Origin of the sequence: Oceanobacillus sp. J11TS1, assembly GCF_018333215.1 — a bacterium.
In the GTDB taxonomy this organism is placed as follows: Bacteria; Bacillota; Bacilli; order Bacillales; family Amphibacillaceae; genus Oceanobacillus.
In genome coordinates this window covers 35,552-51,684 of record NZ_BORO01000006.1, presented here as the reverse complement: position 1 = coordinate 51,684, position 16,133 = coordinate 35,552, and the positions used below count along the sequence as shown (strand labels likewise).

Below are 16,133 nucleotides of genomic sequence, written 5' to 3'. Positions count from 1 at the left end.
TTCTAAAAGCCGGCATTTTTATCCTAATAATCGAGAATAAACTGTCCAAGGACTACCTAATCTTACTTCATCATTATAGCTTACTTCCCATATATAATCTCCATACTGCCACGAAAAATAATATTAACACCAAATATTAATCCTTCCTGAATTACTTCTTCAATTTAATAATTTAATATCTTATCCACTTATTTTTTTGAGTTAGTGGTACTGACTGGCAATGTGGTGACAAACAACACGTAACGTTTCTAATCATTAATCACAGTAATCTTTAATGATAAACTCTAGTGATTTTGACGGTATATAGATTAAAAATCCCCTTTGCGATAAATTTCGCAAAGGGGATTCAGTGGTGAATCATCATATTATTCTATTTCAATTTTACGACCATTATTAATCTGCTCTTGTTCTTCCTTTTCTACTGTTACTTCTAATACACCGTTTTCCATCCTTGCATGAACTCTTCCATCCGGGTTAGCGTCTGTCAAATATAAGGATCTCTGCATAGAATCACGGCGTCTTTCTCTGTGGATATAAGCACTGTCATCGTCTTTCTTTTCCACTTTTTCTTCTCTATTAACAGAAATAGAGAGCCTGCCATCATCATTTAGGTTAATATCTACATCCTCTTTTTTAACGCCAGGGAGTTCCGCCTCAATAAAATATTTCTCATCTTCTTCTTTTACATCAACCTTGAAGGGGTCAGTAATAAGATTTCTTCTTAATATTGGAAAATCGTTAAAAGCTTCGTCAAAGAAGTCATCAATCATATTAAATGGATTTTTAGGACTAGCGCTCACAACATTTCGATTCTTTCTGTTGAAAGGAATTAATCCTGCCATAACTAATCACTCCTATTGATATTTTACTTTTTGTAAAACAATAAAACCCGCTTAAAATATCTCAAGGTGCTAACCTTCGTCCAAAAGGCAAGTCCCCCTTGGACCACCGACCATTAAAGAGGTTATCAATCATGCTTGAGAGATAACCTTTTTCAACATACACAATACTAGAGTTATCTTTTCTATTAAAAGAATTCAATTTAAGCATAACCGATCACCTCCTTGTAAACAGATTATATGCATTAGCACTCAACAAGTTCAAGTGCTAATTTCTATTTATAATTTACCACATGAATAAATTTTTAAACATAGGATCTCAAAAATTTAGGATCTCTCTAAAAAATAGCCAACAAATGTCATGTTTTTCATAGAGTTATGACGGGTATAGTGAAGTTCAATATTTTTTATTTCATTTTCACTTGAACACGATCTAATAACTTTATGAAAGGGGTCTATCTATGTCCTTACAAATTGTCGGTTTTGCTATTATTATACTAGCCGCTCTGCTCGTAATCGGGAAGCTTATTCGTCTGAAAATCCCTATCCTTCAAAAACTCTTCTTACCTACTTCTTTGATAGGCGGTTTCTTAGCACTCTTATTGGGGCCTGAAGTATTAGGTCGTCTAACTACAGATGGCTTTCTTGATGCTGGCTTCTTTACTGAAGATATAGTAGAAGTTTGGACGGGTTTACCTGAGCTATTGATTAATATTGTTTTTGCATGTTTATTTATTGGATTTGTCTTACCAAAACCTAAAAAGATGTGGAAGATTGGTGGACCGCAAATAGCCTTAGGCTATACAATATCTTGGGCTCAATACGCAGCGGGTATATTACTAGCGCTTACCGTATTAACCCCCCTCTTTGGACTTAGTCCTGCAGCAGGAGCACTCATTGAAATTAGCTTTGTTGGTGGTCATGGCACCGCTGCAGGATTACAAAGTACATTTGAGGAACTTGGATTCTCCGAAGGTTATGACCTTGCTATTGGTTTAGCAACAGCAGGAATACTGTCCGGCGTAGTAATTGGTATGATTATGGTGAATTGGGCTGCACGCAAAGGGAAATCTCAGACGTTACATCATCCCGATGAGATTTCTTTTGAGCAACAAACGGGGATTATAAATAAAGAACACCGTGAATCAGCAGGTACAAAAACTACCTCCCCGCTATCGATTGAACCATTCGCATTTCATTTAGGGCTAATTGGTATTTCGATTTTCATTGGTTATGTACTATTAGAAGCGTTTATTTGGTTAGAAGCTGCAACGTATGGAAGTGCACTGGATATTTATTTATTTGAATATGTTCCTTTGTTTCCATTTGCAATGATTGGCGGGATAATTGTCCAAATCTTTCTATCCCGTTTTGATCATCATGAATTAGTTGATCGAGATACAATTAACACGATTCAAGGAGTAGCATTAGATTTTCTAATTATTAGCGCCATGGCTTCACTAAGCTTGCAAGTAATTGGAGCTAATATCATTCCATTTATTTTACTTGCCGTTGTTGGTATAGCTCTTAATATCTTCCTCTTCCTATATCTCGGACCTAGAATGATTCCAAGTTACTGGTTTGAACGAGGAATTGGAGATTTTGGTCAAAGTACCGGTGTTGCGGCAACAGGAATAATGCTTATGCGTATCGTGGATCCAGAGAATAAATCCCCTGCACTCAATGCGTTTGGTTATAAACAAATATTATTTGAACCAATGGTTGGTGGTGGACTTGTAACTGCTGCTTCCGTACCGTTTATCATCCAATTTGGAGCAATTCCTGTATTAATAGCAGTGATTTTATTAACCACTGCATTTTGGTTATTAGGTACATTATACTTTGGAAAAATGAAAGAATTCGATTAGTGTATAAGCAACAGCATGAGTACTATTTCATGTTGTTGCTTTTTTCTCACTATAGTATCTTTAGAGAAATTTAGTTTCGTGTATTTCTTCACTGGATGTGCACCAATGAAGCTAACACTAGAATATCCATGAACCTGCCCGTGAAGAATTAAAGAGCAATAAATAATAATCGCTTGGCGTTTTTAGAATTTAAAGTCAAAGCAACAGGTAAAGCATTAAACAGCGTAAAATCAGCTTGTAGTGAAAATGAATCAATCGGCGACCTTATTAGTATTATTTCTTGTCCATATCCTTCTTTATTTGCAAAATGTTTCAATGCTTTTTTATATAATCTCCATTTATAAAATTAAAATGTATTGACATCAGTTTATCAATTTTTTCTTTATCCTCAACTAGTTCATATTCTTTAACCACTCTATTTCCTCCTATCATCTTTAATCTAAAGTCGGGAAAAAGTTAGTTACCTCCCCGGCTTCATTTAGATAACCTCTAAATTTTAATGTTTCCAGTCTTATCTTTTCTAGGTATTCTATATTCAACTCCAAAGATTCCTTCAATAGAAGGATGTGACTTCTTAGAAGCAATCAAATCTCATCCTATCACTCCTCTAAAAAATCGTAACGTAACATTATATTCTGATACTATTTTTATAAAATTTAATTATTTTTAATCCTGTAATTCAATTCATACGATGCATCTTCTACATCATCTTTAAGCTTTGGATTATCTTTGAAACTTTCTATCAATATTCTATACTGTTCTTTTCCTGAATAGCCTAAAATTGATAAGATATAACTGATACACTGCTCATTAAAAATAGATAAATTGGAAACTATAGGTGTTAAATTTAACTCTTCATCGACAACTTTAGAATCTTCCGTATCAAGAATGATTCCGAGAATCTCTTCTTTCATATCATCATCATCTTGCTGAACTAGATATCTAATCAATATATCTAAATATTTAACTGTTGTTTCTTTATCAATATCTCCATATTGTAAGTAATCTCCAATATCAGCAATACGATTTATCTTAACTTGTATACTAGCTTCTGTATCATTGAAAATCTCTTCTAATTTATCTTCAAATTCCATACGGATTTCCCTTCTTTCTAAAATCACAAAATTTTATTTTCCAATGGTTGAATAGAATATGAGTGCTATTTGCCATTTCATCACTATAATGAGGCCTTCTTGGATATATTCCTTGTACCAATATTCACCTAAATTAAAATGCATCAATACCAACTAGTCATTCGGAACAGAGAGGCCATACATTACAAATGGATACACTGTCCTCCTTCTAAAAGTGAAAAACAGGAGCACTGTCCTTCATAAAAGGTGTGCTCCTGTCCACGTTCATTTATTTGTATCTGATGTTAATGCTAGATACCGTCTATTCCTCATCCATTCCGAGGTCTTCCTCTTCTCCTAAATTACCTTCAGGCTCACCTTCACCTACGTCCGGTTCAGGATATATATTTTGCTGCCCTTCCGAGAAGTCTGGTGGATTCGGCGGCGCGGAAGCATTATTGCTAATACGTATCTCCACTGTGTAGGTCATTGGCACAAATTCGTTAAATACACCCATGTCAACCACGGTACCTTTGACTTCCGGTGAATCAACATACTTTACAATATAGTTGATATCAGCGCCTTTTGACTTATATTGTTCATAAAACAATCTTGGCAAATCACCTTCTGATTGTCCGCGGAAATCATGCAAATATGGTTTCCCCTGCGAATACGTAACGGTAATATTTTTATCGTCTTTTTCCGTCAGCTTTGTATCTGGCTCAATCGATTGTGCAATCATTGTTCCATAGGAAACATCTGCATGAAAAACTTGTTTGACTGTCACGTTTAGATCTGGATAATTCATCGCCGCTTCTTCTGGGGTCACTTCTCCAAAATTAGGAACGACTATTGCTTCTCCTACTGACACGACGACTTTCATTTCATCCCTTTTCGCAATTTTTTCATCCGGGGCTTCACTTTGACTAATGATATTACCTGCTTCAACGCTTTCCGAATCAGCTTCTTCATAGGTCATCTCGATTTCATTCGTTTCTGCCCATTTCTCTACTTCCTCTTTAGGTTTTCCTGTAAAGTCAGGGATCGTAATATTCTTCTCAAAAACTTCTTTCCCTTTGGAATAGTAGACAGCGGCACTATCTTTCCGTTTGTATTCTGATGCATCTATATTGCTATCCTTGATGGAAAATTTAATAAAGTTTCCTTCCTCAATATCGTCACTATATTCTGTGACCATCTGCAGGTTTTCTGCTTTATTTTCATCAATCCAATTCTGTGCTTCTTCTTGACTCATTTCCGAAAAGTCAGCAAGCGGAATAACCTCTTCAGGGTCAGGACCGAGACTGCTTGTGAGCGTAAGTGTCTTACCTTTCCGAATTCTTTTGCCTTCTGGGACACTTTGCGAAATCACTGCGTTTGCATCATGCTCCATGCTATATTCTTGTTCCAATTCGACCTCGACATCATTTTCCTGTGCCCAAGCACGTACATCAGAAACCGGCTTGCCCACAAAATTTTCAACCTTTACGTGTACAAGCATATAATATAGGAAGAAAATCAAAATACAAGCTAAGACAGCACCCGCGATAATCAGGACCATCCGGCGTTTCTTTTTCCTGCGATAATCCAGGTCAATCTCTATTTCTTCTTCCGCATCCTGACGGCGGCTGCTTCTAGAAGAAAGAGGCTCTGACTTTATAGGAGCCTTTCTCTCAGAGACTGTCTCTTCTCTTTCCACAGCAGAGGCCTGCTCTTGCCTTGGCTCTGTTTTTTCAGCCTTTACCGCTTTCTTGTCATCTCTTTCCTTATCTTCTTTTTCATTCACCAAATCATCATACTTGTCTTTATTAAACTTTGATAAAAAATCACTCATAAGGAGACAGTACACCCTTCCTCAAATGAAATGCCTGATCGGACTGTAAAGCAATTTCATTAGAGTGCGTTACTACAATGACACATTTTCCATGTTCATGCGCTAACTTTTTAAAGATATCAATGATTTCCTGCTCCATATCTTCATCAAGATTTCCTGTAGGCTCATCGGCAAGAATCAGTTCCACATTGGTTGCTAAGGCACGAGCAATAGCCACACGCTGCTGCTCTCCCCCAGAGAGCTTATTAACCAGACGATCTGCTTTGTTTCTTACAATACCGATGTAATCTAGTAAATTATAGGCTACTGTTTTGGTATCTTCCGGAATGTCGTTTTCCGTAATCGACATGGGAACCAGTACATTTTCCACAGCTGTTAAGGTTGGAATCAGATTATAACTCTGAAAAATAATCCCGATATTATTACGGCGATATTTTTCATAGCCAATTTTCTTTATATCCTCTTCATTAAATAACACTTCTCCGCTATGTGGTGAATCCAAGGCACTGAGTAACGATAATAAGGTGGTTTTCCCGGAGCCGGACTGCCCTAGAATGGTATAAAACTTCCCCTTCTCAAAAGAGACGGATGTATCTTTTAAAATATAACGGCGCTGTTCGCCATCCTGATAATAATAATTTAAATCCTTTGCTTCTAATATCATGATTTCACCTCTCTATTACATCAGTATTTTCTTCGGATTCAACCGTACAATATAAATTAATGGAATAATCGTTGAAATTAAAATGGTTAATAACCCGATACCATAGAATCCTAGTACATAACTTGAGTTAAGCTCTACTTCATAGGAATCTAGCACGTCCTCTGTCGTCAAATTGCTTTCCAGGTTTTCATAGTAAACACCTTCAAAGTACTCACTTTCATTATCATTCGATTTCATGATGGTATCTGATACCTGTCCCGCCAATAGATTTCCGCTGAACAAGGATAGTGTGATTCCAACAATGGCAACGACCATGACTTCAATTAAAATTTGGCCAATCACCTTACTTCTCTTTTCACCTAAAGATAAATAAATACCTAATTCACGTTTGCGATCTCGTAAGAATAGTAAAACAACTAAGCCAGTAATCAAAATGGTTGCTGCCACTGCTACCATCAAAACATATTTTGCTAGTTTTGACATGGACTCCATCGGCCCTGAAATTCTTTCGTATTGATCACTCGCACTGATTACGGTATAAAGTTCCGGTAATAACGGTAATACTTCTTCTCTAAATGCTTCAATATCTTCTGGTTTATTTAAGTAATAAATCGGCTCATAGTATTCAAAAGATTCATCTTCCATCATTTCTGCAAATTCTGGATCATTTTCTGCATATACTTCCATTGTGAAATTATCCTCAGCAGATACAATCGCATTTGGAACGTACATTGCATTTTGATATTCGATATCCTCCATAAGGAACATATCGCTATCTTCATTTTTATCATCAGATTCTTCTTTTGCAGATTGTGGATCAAATAATCCAATCACTTCTAATACAACATCTCTGGAACCTATAAGTTCTTCTTCCTCTGAATCTTCTGGATAATCGTAGACCGCGTTCAATAACGTAAATGTATCTCCTACTTCCAGATTGTTTTCAGATGCAAGCTTTTGGGAAATAACCGTTACAGAAGCACCATTATCAATCTCTTCCTCTGTAAATACACGCCCATCTACTAATTTTGCTTTACCTTCTTCAAAATCAATTACTGGAGCATAGTTAATTCCTTTCAGCCTAAATGGCATATTATCTCCAGAGAAAAAGCCTTCCCCGAGATCCGCATCTTCATACGGTTCAATACTTTCTGACCCCACCCAGGTTGTCATATTATAATCATAATATTTCACATATGAGAGATCGCCGATTTGTTTAATCAAATCAATATCTAACATTTCCGGCTCAAATGTTTCCAATTCTTCTTCACTCATTTTGTCCCAAGCTTCATAATCCATATCAACTGTTGCTGCAGTCCCTAGTCTCTCTTTGATGGTTGACTCCACGTTTCCAGTTGCTTGCTGAATTGAAATAGCGCCAGATATTAAATTCCCTAAAATAAAAATAACTGCTAATAGTATTAATGATTTCCCCTTTTTTCTTGTAATACCTAAAAATGCCCGTTTAATAAAATTCATTACAAACCCCCTCACTGAAAAATCGTTCCAAAACTACTTTTTCATAAATTCTGCTTATGTATACCCATTCAAATATTAGTAAACTATTATCCAAGTAAGCTTCTAGATACAATACATCCCCTCTCTATTCATTCGTTTTGCTGTATTAATACATTAACACACCATTTACATGTATTATATTCGTAATATATCACAAAAACAACATTATTTTTAAATATATCCAAAACTTTCTTCTATTTATATACAACAAGCTATCTCAGACCGATCCGAAATAGCTTGTTATGTTTATTTAAATATTTTCCTGTCTTAATGTTTCTACAATATTATCTTTCTTCAATTTAGAAGTGGAATAAAGCATGGCAACTCCGACGATGACAAAGACAGCCAAAATGACAATGCCGATATAAATCCACGGTAATTGAAAACGATAGTCGAAAGCACTCCTTGTTTGTAAGTGAATCCAATACATAACAACAAAACTGATCGGCAAGCCGTAGATTAACGACTTGATTCCGTAAAACAGACTTTCAAACCGGATCATTTTGCGGAAAGCTTTTGGCGTCATGCCAATCGATTTCATTGTTGCAAATTCTCTTTTTCGCAGTGCCACACTGGTTGAAATCGTGTTAAATATATTTGCAATCGAAATAAGCGTTATTAGTGTTATAAACCCGTAAATAAAGATAGATAAGGCTAAAGTCAGTTGTTTGTCCTGCTGCCGAAATTCATAGATATTGCTTATTTCTAAACTATTACTCGGCTCAAGAGCCTCTATATCGTCTTGTACCTGGTAAGGGTCATCAGAAGTCAGATATAATCCCAACTCCTTGTCCTGACTATAAGGTACACTTTCCATCAGATTGTTAAATGTTTGTTCATGGACAATAACAAACAGTGTATTCATAGAAGGATGAAAATCTCCCATCGGAAAATTATCCGTAAGGCCTATTAGATTAAGTTCCTCATTCGTTATTTTCCATTCATCTGTTTCCTCATTATAGTTGTTTTCTATTCGAAGGGGCAGTTGATCATCCTTGTTAACATGCAACATTTCACTTTCAACATATTTATTATTATTATCCATATAGGAAACGGTATTAACTAAAACAGCTTGCTGTTTGTCATTAGATACTGCTGAAATATTGTTTTTACGGAGGTATTCATCCCATTCTTTTGTTGGGAGACCTATTAGTGCAATTGTATAGCTTGTTCCTTCTTCATCTATCTCTTCTGAACCATAGATATCCTCCATCCCTTCCATTGTATTCCCAGCAATCTCTTCAGGAATATAGGCAGGAAAATATATTTGCTGATACATAATAATATCTTTTACTTTATCCATATTTTCAATTGTTGGGTATATATCAGTCAGCTTGTTTTCACCAGAATTATCCAGCATCGAAATGTCATAATTCTGTTCCTCAGACTGCAGCTCATAGGATTTCGTCAACGTGGTGGTAAAAAATCCGACCGACAAAAATAAGATAATACTGATCATTAAAGAGAATACAGTAACATGATAGCGTTTCTTATTTCTTTTTAAATTCTTCAGGGCGATTTCTGCTTCATAGCCAAACAGTTTCTGAACAAGACGGTTTGTTTTGATTTTCTTTTTGGTAAGTTTAATATCCTTCGCCTGACGAATCGCATCAATCGCCGTAATTTTAGAAGCTCTGACAGCCGGTATCCAGGCAGAAATCATAATGGTCAGGAGAGAAACCACTATCGCAATAATAAAGATAGGCAATGTCACAACCAAGCGAAAATCTGAATGGAGTCCCACACCTGATAACATCTGATTGATATAGTGCAGCGTAATGCCCATCCCTAATAATCCGGCACCAATTCCAATCGGGATACTAATGAGGGCAATGACAAATCCTTCAAATAATACCGAATTCCGCTTTTGTCTTTTCGTCGCCCCGACACTGGAGAGCATCCCTAAATAACGCGACCGCTCAGATACAGATATTGCAAAAGCATTATATATTAACGCAATCGACCCAACCATAACAATGATCATGATTACGGTAAGCAACCCCGATAAAGCGGCAACCATGCCACTGTTTAAAGAGATTAAATGCATATCTAATAAGGGTGTATTGAATCGAATGTTTTCTGCATCAATCCCAATATCTGACCCCAGTTGTTCAACATCATCAAATAGTGTTTTCCTTAATTTCTTCCCATGAACATATACACCCTCAATCTCTGTTAAAGATAAACCATCTGTATAAGATAACACGGAATAACCTGGTGACCATGGGTAATCCCAAATAGGCTCTTCTATCTCACCGACAATTGTAAAACTGTGTTCTTCCTGATTACGTAACTCTTCACTTATCCCGTCATCATCTACATAGACTGATTCGTCATGATCTAATGAACGTTCTTCTTCAGCACCAGTCTCATATCTTTCCCCAATATCTAACTCAATCGTGTCTCCAATCTGATAATCAAAATCTTCTCCTTTTAATGCCTCGGAAATAACAACCTCGTTTTTATTGGTAGGGAGCTTCCCCTTTGTCAGATTCACTTGCATTTGTTCCATAGCTGTTTCATCCATCGCTCGAACGTAGAGATATCTTTTCGTCAACTGATCATTTAAAGGTGCAAACCCCAATTCATCCACAAGGCCTATAGAGTCTGTATTATCATCGGCTTGAATTGCCTTTAATTGTTCCTTATCCACATCCTGCATAGCATAATGCCAATCACCATTATTTGCGATGGCATCCCGCTGCTGCATATCAATAAAAGAAAAACCCAAAGTTGCAACCGCCGTAATCATCGCAACAGAGATAATGACACCAAAAATCGTAACAAGCGTTCTTCGCTTATTCTCCTTTAAATGTCTCAGCGTTACTTTATTGACAATATTCATGGACGAATCACCTCGTCCTTGGCAATCGTGCCATCCTCTATTGAAATCACTCGATCCGCCTGTAAGGCAATGCGGTCATCATGTGTAATAACGACGAGTGTCTGATTATATGTTTTATTAAACAGCTTTAACAAATCAATAATTTCTTTACTGTTTTTACTGTCCAGATTTCCTGTCGGCTCATCTGCCAGAATAATCGAAGGATTACTGATCAGCGCCCTGCCAATCGAAACACGCTGCTGCTGACCGCCGGATAATTGATTCGGTAAATAATCCAAACGTTTTTGCAGTCCCAATATCTCCACAATTTCTTTGAAATGCTTCTTGTCTACTTTATGCGCATCTAGGAGCATTGGTAAGGTGATATTTTCTTCCACCGTTAAAATCGGCAGGAGATTATAAAATTGATAAATGAGACCAATTTGCCGTCTCCGAAAGATAGCCAGCTGCGTTTCATTTAATGCATAAATATCCGTATTTTCTATAAATACCCTTCCATCCGTAGGTCTGTCCACACCTCCCAACAAATGAAGCAAGGTTGACTTCCCAGACCCAGATGGTCCGATAATCGCCACAAATTCTCCCTGCTTCACAGAAAAAGATACATTATCCAATGCCTTTACTGCTGTATCACCTTTCCCGTACACTTTAGACAAATTTTCAATCCGCATTAATTCCATTCCGTTTTCCTCCTTGTAACTTTTCTATGCCTTCTACTTTACTTGTCCAAAATGACGGGTCAGTGACAATAATGGTGACAATATTGTCACTTTAAACAACCTGCTTATAAAATTTTATAATAAAGGTAGTTCCTTTTCCCGGTTCACTGATCACTTCAATATCTCCCAGCTGATTGGTGACAATGGAATGGGCCATTGCCAGTCCTATACCAACACTGCCGTCTGCCGCATGACTGCCCTTATAAAAACGTTTGAAAATATGCGGAAGCTCTGTCTTTTCAATCCCTTGCCCATTATCTTTGATTCGTATTTCCGTGAAAATGGCGTTTTCCTCATAAGAAATTGTAATTTTTCCGCCATTTGGTGTATGTTCCATTGCATTCTTTAAAATATTTATACAAGCCTCTTTTGTCCAGTTTTTATCACCAATAAATGCAGTTTCTGGCGTTTCTTCTATTTCCAGCTCTATTCCTTTCAGCTCAACAGGTATTTCCATCGGTGCGATTACTTCTTTTACGAGCTCGTTCACATCAATCTTCTCCCTGTTAAATAAAGTGGTTCCTGCATCAATTTTTGAAAGCTTTAACAATGAAGAAACCAGCCACTCCATCCGCTCCAATTGCTTGCTTATGTGAAGGGTAAATTCTCGCCGTTTTTCAGCCTCTAAATTCGGATCGCTTAATAGATCAGCCATCACTGTCATGGACGTAAGCGGTGTTTTGATTTGATGGGAAATGTCTGAGATCGCATCCGTAAGTTTTTCTTTATCCTTCTGTAATCCTTCCTGCTGTTCAGATAACATCCTTGTCATCTTATAAATTTCGTTCTTTAGTATACTGAGATCTCCTTCTGTATTATCCCGGACATCCAATGAGGTATCTCCTGCCATTATTTTTCGTAAGTAGCCCGATAGCTGAATCATCTTCTGGTAACGCCATGCCATCCATAACAGATAGCAAACAGCCAGACTGACGCCAACAATGGCAATAAATAATGCTGTTACCGGTGAATGTGCGTAACCAAATAGAATTCCTATTCCTAGAACCAGTACAGTGACGATGATAAAAACGCGGATTTCTTTATTCCTTAACATCTTCTGTCGCCATCCTATATCCTAATCCTCTAACTGTTTCTATCAATACTGGCTTTTGCGGATTGTCCTCTATTTTTTTCCGAAGCCGTTTAATATACACTGTGAGCGTGTTATCATTAACAAACTCGCCGGCAACATCCCATATCATTTCTAAAAGCTGTTCCCGCGAAAGAATCTGTCCTCGATGGTTGATAAAAATCATTAACAGCCGATATTCCAGTGCTGTTAGAGTAAGCTCAGCATGCGCTTTGTGCACTTTTCCTTCTAACGGGAGCACCTCTAACGGGCCAATCTGGATAGAATCTTTTTCATGCGTGCCATTCTTTTGATAGCGTCTGAGCACGGTTTTAATCCGCGAGCTTAATTCGCGGATACGAAATGGTTTGGTAATATAATCATCCGCTCCCATATCCAGCCCCATCACCACATTCACCTCATCATCCGCAACGGTCAGAAAAATAACCGGAACATCCGCTTTTTCTTTCACGCAACGGCATAAATCATAACCGCTGCCATCAGGCAAGGATAAATCAAATAAGCATAAGGAAATACTGTTAATCTGTGTTTCTATTATTTCTGTTGCTTCTTGGGCATGATGGCTAACCAACGTCTCATAACCTTCCTGACTTAATGAGTATTCCAAGCCAGAAGCTATTGTTTTATCATCCTCTACAATGAGTAGTTTCATGTCTATTCCTCCATTATTTCTCCACTGCTATCGCTTGAACTATTGCCTATTATACTAATAGTCGTGAATAAGTTACATGGTTCAAGTTATTTTTCTATGCTAGTCTTACAAAAATATAACATCTGCATACCCATCCTGTATAATAGCAGTTGGCAATAACCCTCATAGAATGAAACCTATACTTTCACCTGAAAATAAATTAAAAAAGATTGTAACGAACGCATCATTTTATGGATATATAGATGATTCGTTTTTAGGATTGCTACTAAATGGAATGAGAGGAGGGAAATGGTGAACCAGGAAGATGTCTATCAAAAATATGCGGACTTTATTTTTAAATATTTATTAACGTTAACCAATAATGATTATCAATCTGCCGAAGAATTGACACAAGAGACGTTTTATCAAGCAATCAAGTCCATCAATAACTTTCACGATACCGGAAAAGCAAAATTTTCTACCTGGCTTTGTTCCATTGCAAAAAATGTTTGGCTGCAGGAGTTGAATCGTGAAAAGAAAAGGCATCTATTGGCAGAATCATTAAGTAATGAAAAAACGTTCTCTTCCCATTTGGAGGAAGAATATTTTAGAAATGAAGATAAAATGCAATTTTTCAAACTAGCCCACCAGCTCAGTGAAAAAAAGCGAGAGATACTTTATCTTAGGCTACTGGGCGATTTATCTTTTAAAGAAATAGGCTCCATTTTTGGAGAATCAGAGAATTGGGCAAGAGTAACATTTTATCGTGCCAAACAACAAATGCGAAAGGGTGATAAAACTGATGAATCATAGTGTTTTTAGAGATTTAGTGCCAAACTATATCGAACATTTAACGAGTGAAGAGACGAATAAACAAATGGAAAAACATATGGAGCAATGTAAGGATTGCAGAGAGTATGTAAAGGAATTGCAGGAAGACTTGTCCATAGAACATACAAATGAACATAAGGACGAGAAGAGAAATATCGACTATTTAAAAAAGGTGCGCTTAAAAAACAGGAAAAAGATTTTTATAATTACAGGAACTCTGGTAACTCTTTTCCTTATCCTGTCGATCAGCTATTATCTTCTTTTTGTCCATATGTGGATTGCTGATAAAGATAACGTGGAGACCACCATTCAACAGCATGATTCTGCCGTTACACTAACTTTCAAATCAAATAAAGATAATCGTTACCTTATGGCTATGGAAAATCAAATGAACCAGGACTATACGGATTGGATTATTATTTATGAGAGTTGGAGTATTTTTCCTGAAATATCTTGGATGCCTGATTCGGAAATTGCAATGCTTTATAAAAGTGGAGCTGATATCACCTATACATTCTTAGATGAAAATACGTTATTACTACCCAATGGAGAAGCAAAGAAGCTGACAGATAAAGACAAAATAGAAATCCAATATAAAGATCACTCGGAAGAAATATTATTAACGGATTTATATAATTCGGCAAACCTTTCTAAATAATCTTTTAAAATAATTTTAATATTTAGGTTGTTTTTCATTTTAAAGGAATCTATGATGTACTTAGACGCCGGCGTACTACTTTTTAAGGAGAATATGGTATATGAAAATTGAACAATTTCCAGATCTGCCAATTGTCTATATGCGGAGAACAGGAAAATACGGGGTGGGGAATAATCAATTGATGGATAGGTTTAAACATTGGATGGGCTATAATAACGCTTCACACACTAACTTATTTACAGATAATGCGGTTGTATTAGGAATTATCAGGGACAACCCGGCACTTGTTCCTCCTAAAGAATGTCGATACGACACGGCATTGGTACTGTCTGCTCAGCAGGAAATTAACGACGAATGTGTTCAACATGATATTTTACAAGGTGGCAGCTACGCTATTTTTACTATCCATCATACAGCGGAGGCGTTAAACGAAGCATGGGAGGTCGTTTTCAATAAATTAGCTGAAACTGGCCATCAATTAGATACAACAAGACTATTTTAGAGAGGTATATCCAATTTATGCTGGAGAAACATCTTTGTGAAATTTGTTTACCTATACAGGCGTAAAATATAAAGCAAGAAACCTTTTGCAATACTGTATAATAGTTAGCCATTATTAGCTTGATCTAAATTAATTTGTTTATGAAATAATGGTTAGAACAAAACTCTCCTATGAGTTTGTAACCTTGTCATTGCATTGATATAGGATTACCAAAACCTTCCATTATGCGAAGAAGATCTTTTAAAAAAGCAGCAAGTTAGGTTTATACACATCAGCTTAACTTAACTTGCCTTTCTTTATGTAGCTTTGCTTCTAATATGCCCTCCTATGTTTGTTCCTTATCACAACTTTCCCATTAGATTATCCCTTTTTCTCTTCCAATATGCTCAAAGCCTTTTTGCCCACTCGTGTAATTGGGATAATAGCTCTTTCTTTTCATTCCATACATAATACAAGCTTTCTTTGGAAATATAACAACAGTAGTTAACCAAGTTTAAGTACTTTTAAACGAAAGAATGGAGGCTTTCTTATGGTTCAGCAAAACCCACATGAACAGATTCAACAAGCTACTCAGCTTGTCCAGCAGTCTATGGAAACAATCCAATTTGCAAAAAATGATGCAAGTGTCAATCACCAGCAATACCTACAGGCTACCGAACAACTGCAGCAAGCAGATGAAGTATTACAACAAGCACAAAATCAATATGGTGATCAAGCACTTCGGAATCCTCAGTATCAACAAACACAGGAACTTCTACACAACTTGCGTCAGCAGTTACAGAAAGTAGAACGCCAAGAGAAAAGAAACTTTTAGTTTTTCACTGCTACCTTGCGTTAGATCAAGCTAAGTTTGCTGTGTTCAGAAACCAAAGCGTCGGGCTGGGGCTACGATTACTCGGCCCACCAAAGTGATTTTGCGATTACTCGACTCACCGGAAACATTTGCAACATTATGCTTAAAAAAACGAATAAGGGAATCGTCAACATTCTTAACTTTGGCGATTCCCTGTTAATTTTATTAGGAAAAGCTTCATTCATTGGTTGTTTCGCCGCAGCATGTT

General features: G+C 36.8%; 14 protein-coding genes. 5 read left to right on the top strand and 9 right to left on the bottom strand.

Going from position 1 to position 16,133, the window contains the following annotated elements; all coding sequences use genetic code 11:
- Positions 1–365: 365 nt before the first annotated feature.
- Positions 366–842: an Hsp20/alpha crystallin family protein gene (locus tag KI343_RS06710; RefSeq protein WP_212925672.1), complete on the bottom strand. Its 477-nt coding sequence runs from the start codon at positions 840–842 to the stop codon at positions 366–368.
- A gap of 458 nt (positions 843–1,300) precedes the next feature.
- Between KI343_RS06710 and KI343_RS06705 the strand changes: the two genes are divergently transcribed.
- Positions 1,301–2,707 (top strand): sodium/glutamate symporter, encoded by a 1,407-nt coding sequence (locus KI343_RS06705; protein ID WP_212925671.1) that lies wholly within the window; start codon positions 1,301–1,303, stop codon positions 2,705–2,707.
- A gap of 656 nt (positions 2,708–3,363) precedes the next feature.
- Here the strand turns inward: KI343_RS06705 and KI343_RS06700 are convergent.
- From KI343_RS06700 to KI343_RS06665, 8 genes are all read right to left on the bottom strand, one after another.
- Entirely contained in the window at positions 3,364–3,801 is a 438-nt protein-coding gene (locus KI343_RS06700; RefSeq protein ID WP_212925670.1) for a hypothetical protein, read from the bottom strand.
- Positions 3,802–4,102: 301 nt separating this feature from the next.
- Entirely contained in the window at positions 4,103–5,614 is a 1,512-nt protein-coding gene (locus KI343_RS06695; RefSeq protein WP_212925669.1) for a PASTA domain-containing protein, read from the bottom strand.
- On the bottom strand, positions 5,607–6,278 hold the full coding sequence (locus tag KI343_RS06690; RefSeq protein WP_212925668.1) for an ABC transporter ATP-binding protein: 672 nt from the start codon (positions 6,276–6,278) through the stop codon (positions 5,607–5,609). Before KI343_RS06690 ends, KI343_RS06695 begins: the two co-directional genes overlap by 8 nt.
- Before the next feature lie 15 nt (positions 6,279–6,293).
- Positions 6,294–7,757, bottom strand: a complete 1,464-nt coding sequence (locus tag KI343_RS06685; protein WP_212925667.1) for an ABC transporter permease — start codon at positions 7,755–7,757, stop codon at positions 6,294–6,296.
- Positions 7,758–8,046: 289 nt separating this feature from the next.
- Positions 8,047–10,641 carry an ABC transporter permease gene (locus KI343_RS06680; RefSeq protein ID WP_212925666.1) on the bottom strand — a complete coding sequence of 865 codons (2,595 nt, stop codon included), beginning with the start codon at positions 10,639–10,641 and terminating at the stop codon, positions 8,047–8,049.
- Positions 10,638–11,321 carry an ABC transporter ATP-binding protein gene (locus KI343_RS06675; protein ID WP_212925665.1) on the bottom strand — a complete coding sequence of 228 codons (684 nt, stop codon included), beginning with the start codon at positions 11,319–11,321 and terminating at the stop codon, positions 10,638–10,640. Before KI343_RS06675 ends, KI343_RS06680 begins: the two co-directional genes overlap by 4 nt.
- A 91-nt stretch (positions 11,322–11,412) precedes the next feature.
- Complete coding sequence (locus tag KI343_RS06670; RefSeq protein WP_212925664.1) at positions 11,413–12,414, bottom strand: sensor histidine kinase; 1,002 nt, start codon at positions 12,412–12,414, stop codon at positions 11,413–11,415.
- Positions 12,401–13,102 carry a response regulator transcription factor gene (locus KI343_RS06665; protein WP_212925663.1) on the bottom strand — a complete coding sequence of 234 codons (702 nt, stop codon included), beginning with the start codon at positions 13,100–13,102 and terminating at the stop codon, positions 12,401–12,403. Before KI343_RS06665 ends, KI343_RS06670 begins: the two co-directional genes overlap by 14 nt.
- 291 nt (positions 13,103–13,393) lie before the next feature.
- Between KI343_RS06665 and KI343_RS06660 the strand changes: the two genes are divergently transcribed.
- The 4 genes from KI343_RS06660 (at position 13,394) to KI343_RS06645 (ending at position 15,886) form a co-directional block, all read left to right on the top strand.
- The gene (locus KI343_RS06660; RefSeq protein ID WP_212925662.1) at positions 13,394–13,894 is read left to right on the top strand and encodes an RNA polymerase sigma factor; all 501 of its coding nucleotides are present in this window, start codon (positions 13,394–13,396) and stop codon (positions 13,892–13,894) included.
- Positions 13,884–14,570 carry a zf-HC2 domain-containing protein gene (locus tag KI343_RS06655; RefSeq protein WP_212925661.1) on the top strand — a complete coding sequence of 229 codons (687 nt, stop codon included), beginning with the start codon at positions 13,884–13,886 and terminating at the stop codon, positions 14,568–14,570. Before KI343_RS06660 ends, KI343_RS06655 begins: the two co-directional genes overlap by 11 nt.
- A gap of 100 nt (positions 14,571–14,670) precedes the next feature.
- A complete protein-coding gene (locus tag KI343_RS06650) occupies positions 14,671–15,072 on the top strand; it encodes an AraC family transcriptional regulator (RefSeq protein ID WP_212925660.1) in 402 nt (133 codons plus the stop codon).
- A 529-nt stretch (positions 15,073–15,601) separates the two neighbouring features.
- On the top strand, positions 15,602–15,886 hold the full coding sequence (locus KI343_RS06645) for a hypothetical protein (protein ID WP_212925659.1): 285 nt from the start codon (positions 15,602–15,604) through the stop codon (positions 15,884–15,886).
- Positions 15,887–16,133: the final 247 nt, after the last annotated feature.

What these genes read in the sequence shown, in the direction of transcription:
- KI343_RS06710 (WP_212925672.1), bottom strand. Translation starts at nt 842, where the DNA reads ATGGCAGGATTAATTCCTTTCAACAGAAAGAATCGAAATGTTGTGAGC.
- KI343_RS06705 (WP_212925671.1), top strand. Translation starts at nt 1,301, where the DNA reads ATGTCCTTACAAATTGTCGGTTTTGCTATTATTATACTAGCCGCTCTG.
- KI343_RS06700 (WP_212925670.1), bottom strand. Translation starts at nt 3,801, where the DNA reads ATGGAATTTGAAGATAAATTAGAAGAGATTTTCAATGATACAGAAGCT.
- KI343_RS06695 (WP_212925669.1), bottom strand. Translation starts at nt 5,614, where the DNA reads ATGAGTGATTTTTTATCAAAGTTTAATAAAGACAAGTATGATGATTTG.
- KI343_RS06690 (WP_212925668.1), bottom strand. Translation starts at nt 6,278, where the DNA reads ATGATATTAGAAGCAAAGGATTTAAATTATTATTATCAGGATGGCGAA.
- KI343_RS06685 (WP_212925667.1), bottom strand. Translation starts at nt 7,757, where the DNA reads ATGAATTTTATTAAACGGGCATTTTTAGGTATTACAAGAAAAAAGGGG.
- KI343_RS06680 (WP_212925666.1), bottom strand. Translation starts at nt 10,641, where the DNA reads ATGAATATTGTCAATAAAGTAACGCTGAGACATTTAAAGGAGAATAAG.
- KI343_RS06675 (WP_212925665.1), bottom strand. Translation starts at nt 11,321, where the DNA reads ATGGAATTAATGCGGATTGAAAATTTGTCTAAAGTGTACGGGAAAGGT.
- KI343_RS06670 (WP_212925664.1), bottom strand. Translation starts at nt 12,414, where the DNA reads ATGTTAAGGAATAAAGAAATCCGCGTTTTTATCATCGTCACTGTACTG.
- KI343_RS06665 (WP_212925663.1), bottom strand. Translation starts at nt 13,102, where the DNA reads ATGAAACTACTCATTGTAGAGGATGATAAAACAATAGCTTCTGGCTTG.
- KI343_RS06655 (WP_212925661.1), top strand. Translation starts at nt 13,884, where the DNA reads ATGAATCATAGTGTTTTTAGAGATTTAGTGCCAAACTATATCGAACAT.
- KI343_RS06650 (WP_212925660.1), top strand. Translation starts at nt 14,671, where the DNA reads ATGAAAATTGAACAATTTCCAGATCTGCCAATTGTCTATATGCGGAGA.
- KI343_RS06645 (WP_212925659.1), top strand. Translation starts at nt 15,602, where the DNA reads ATGGTTCAGCAAAACCCACATGAACAGATTCAACAAGCTACTCAGCTT.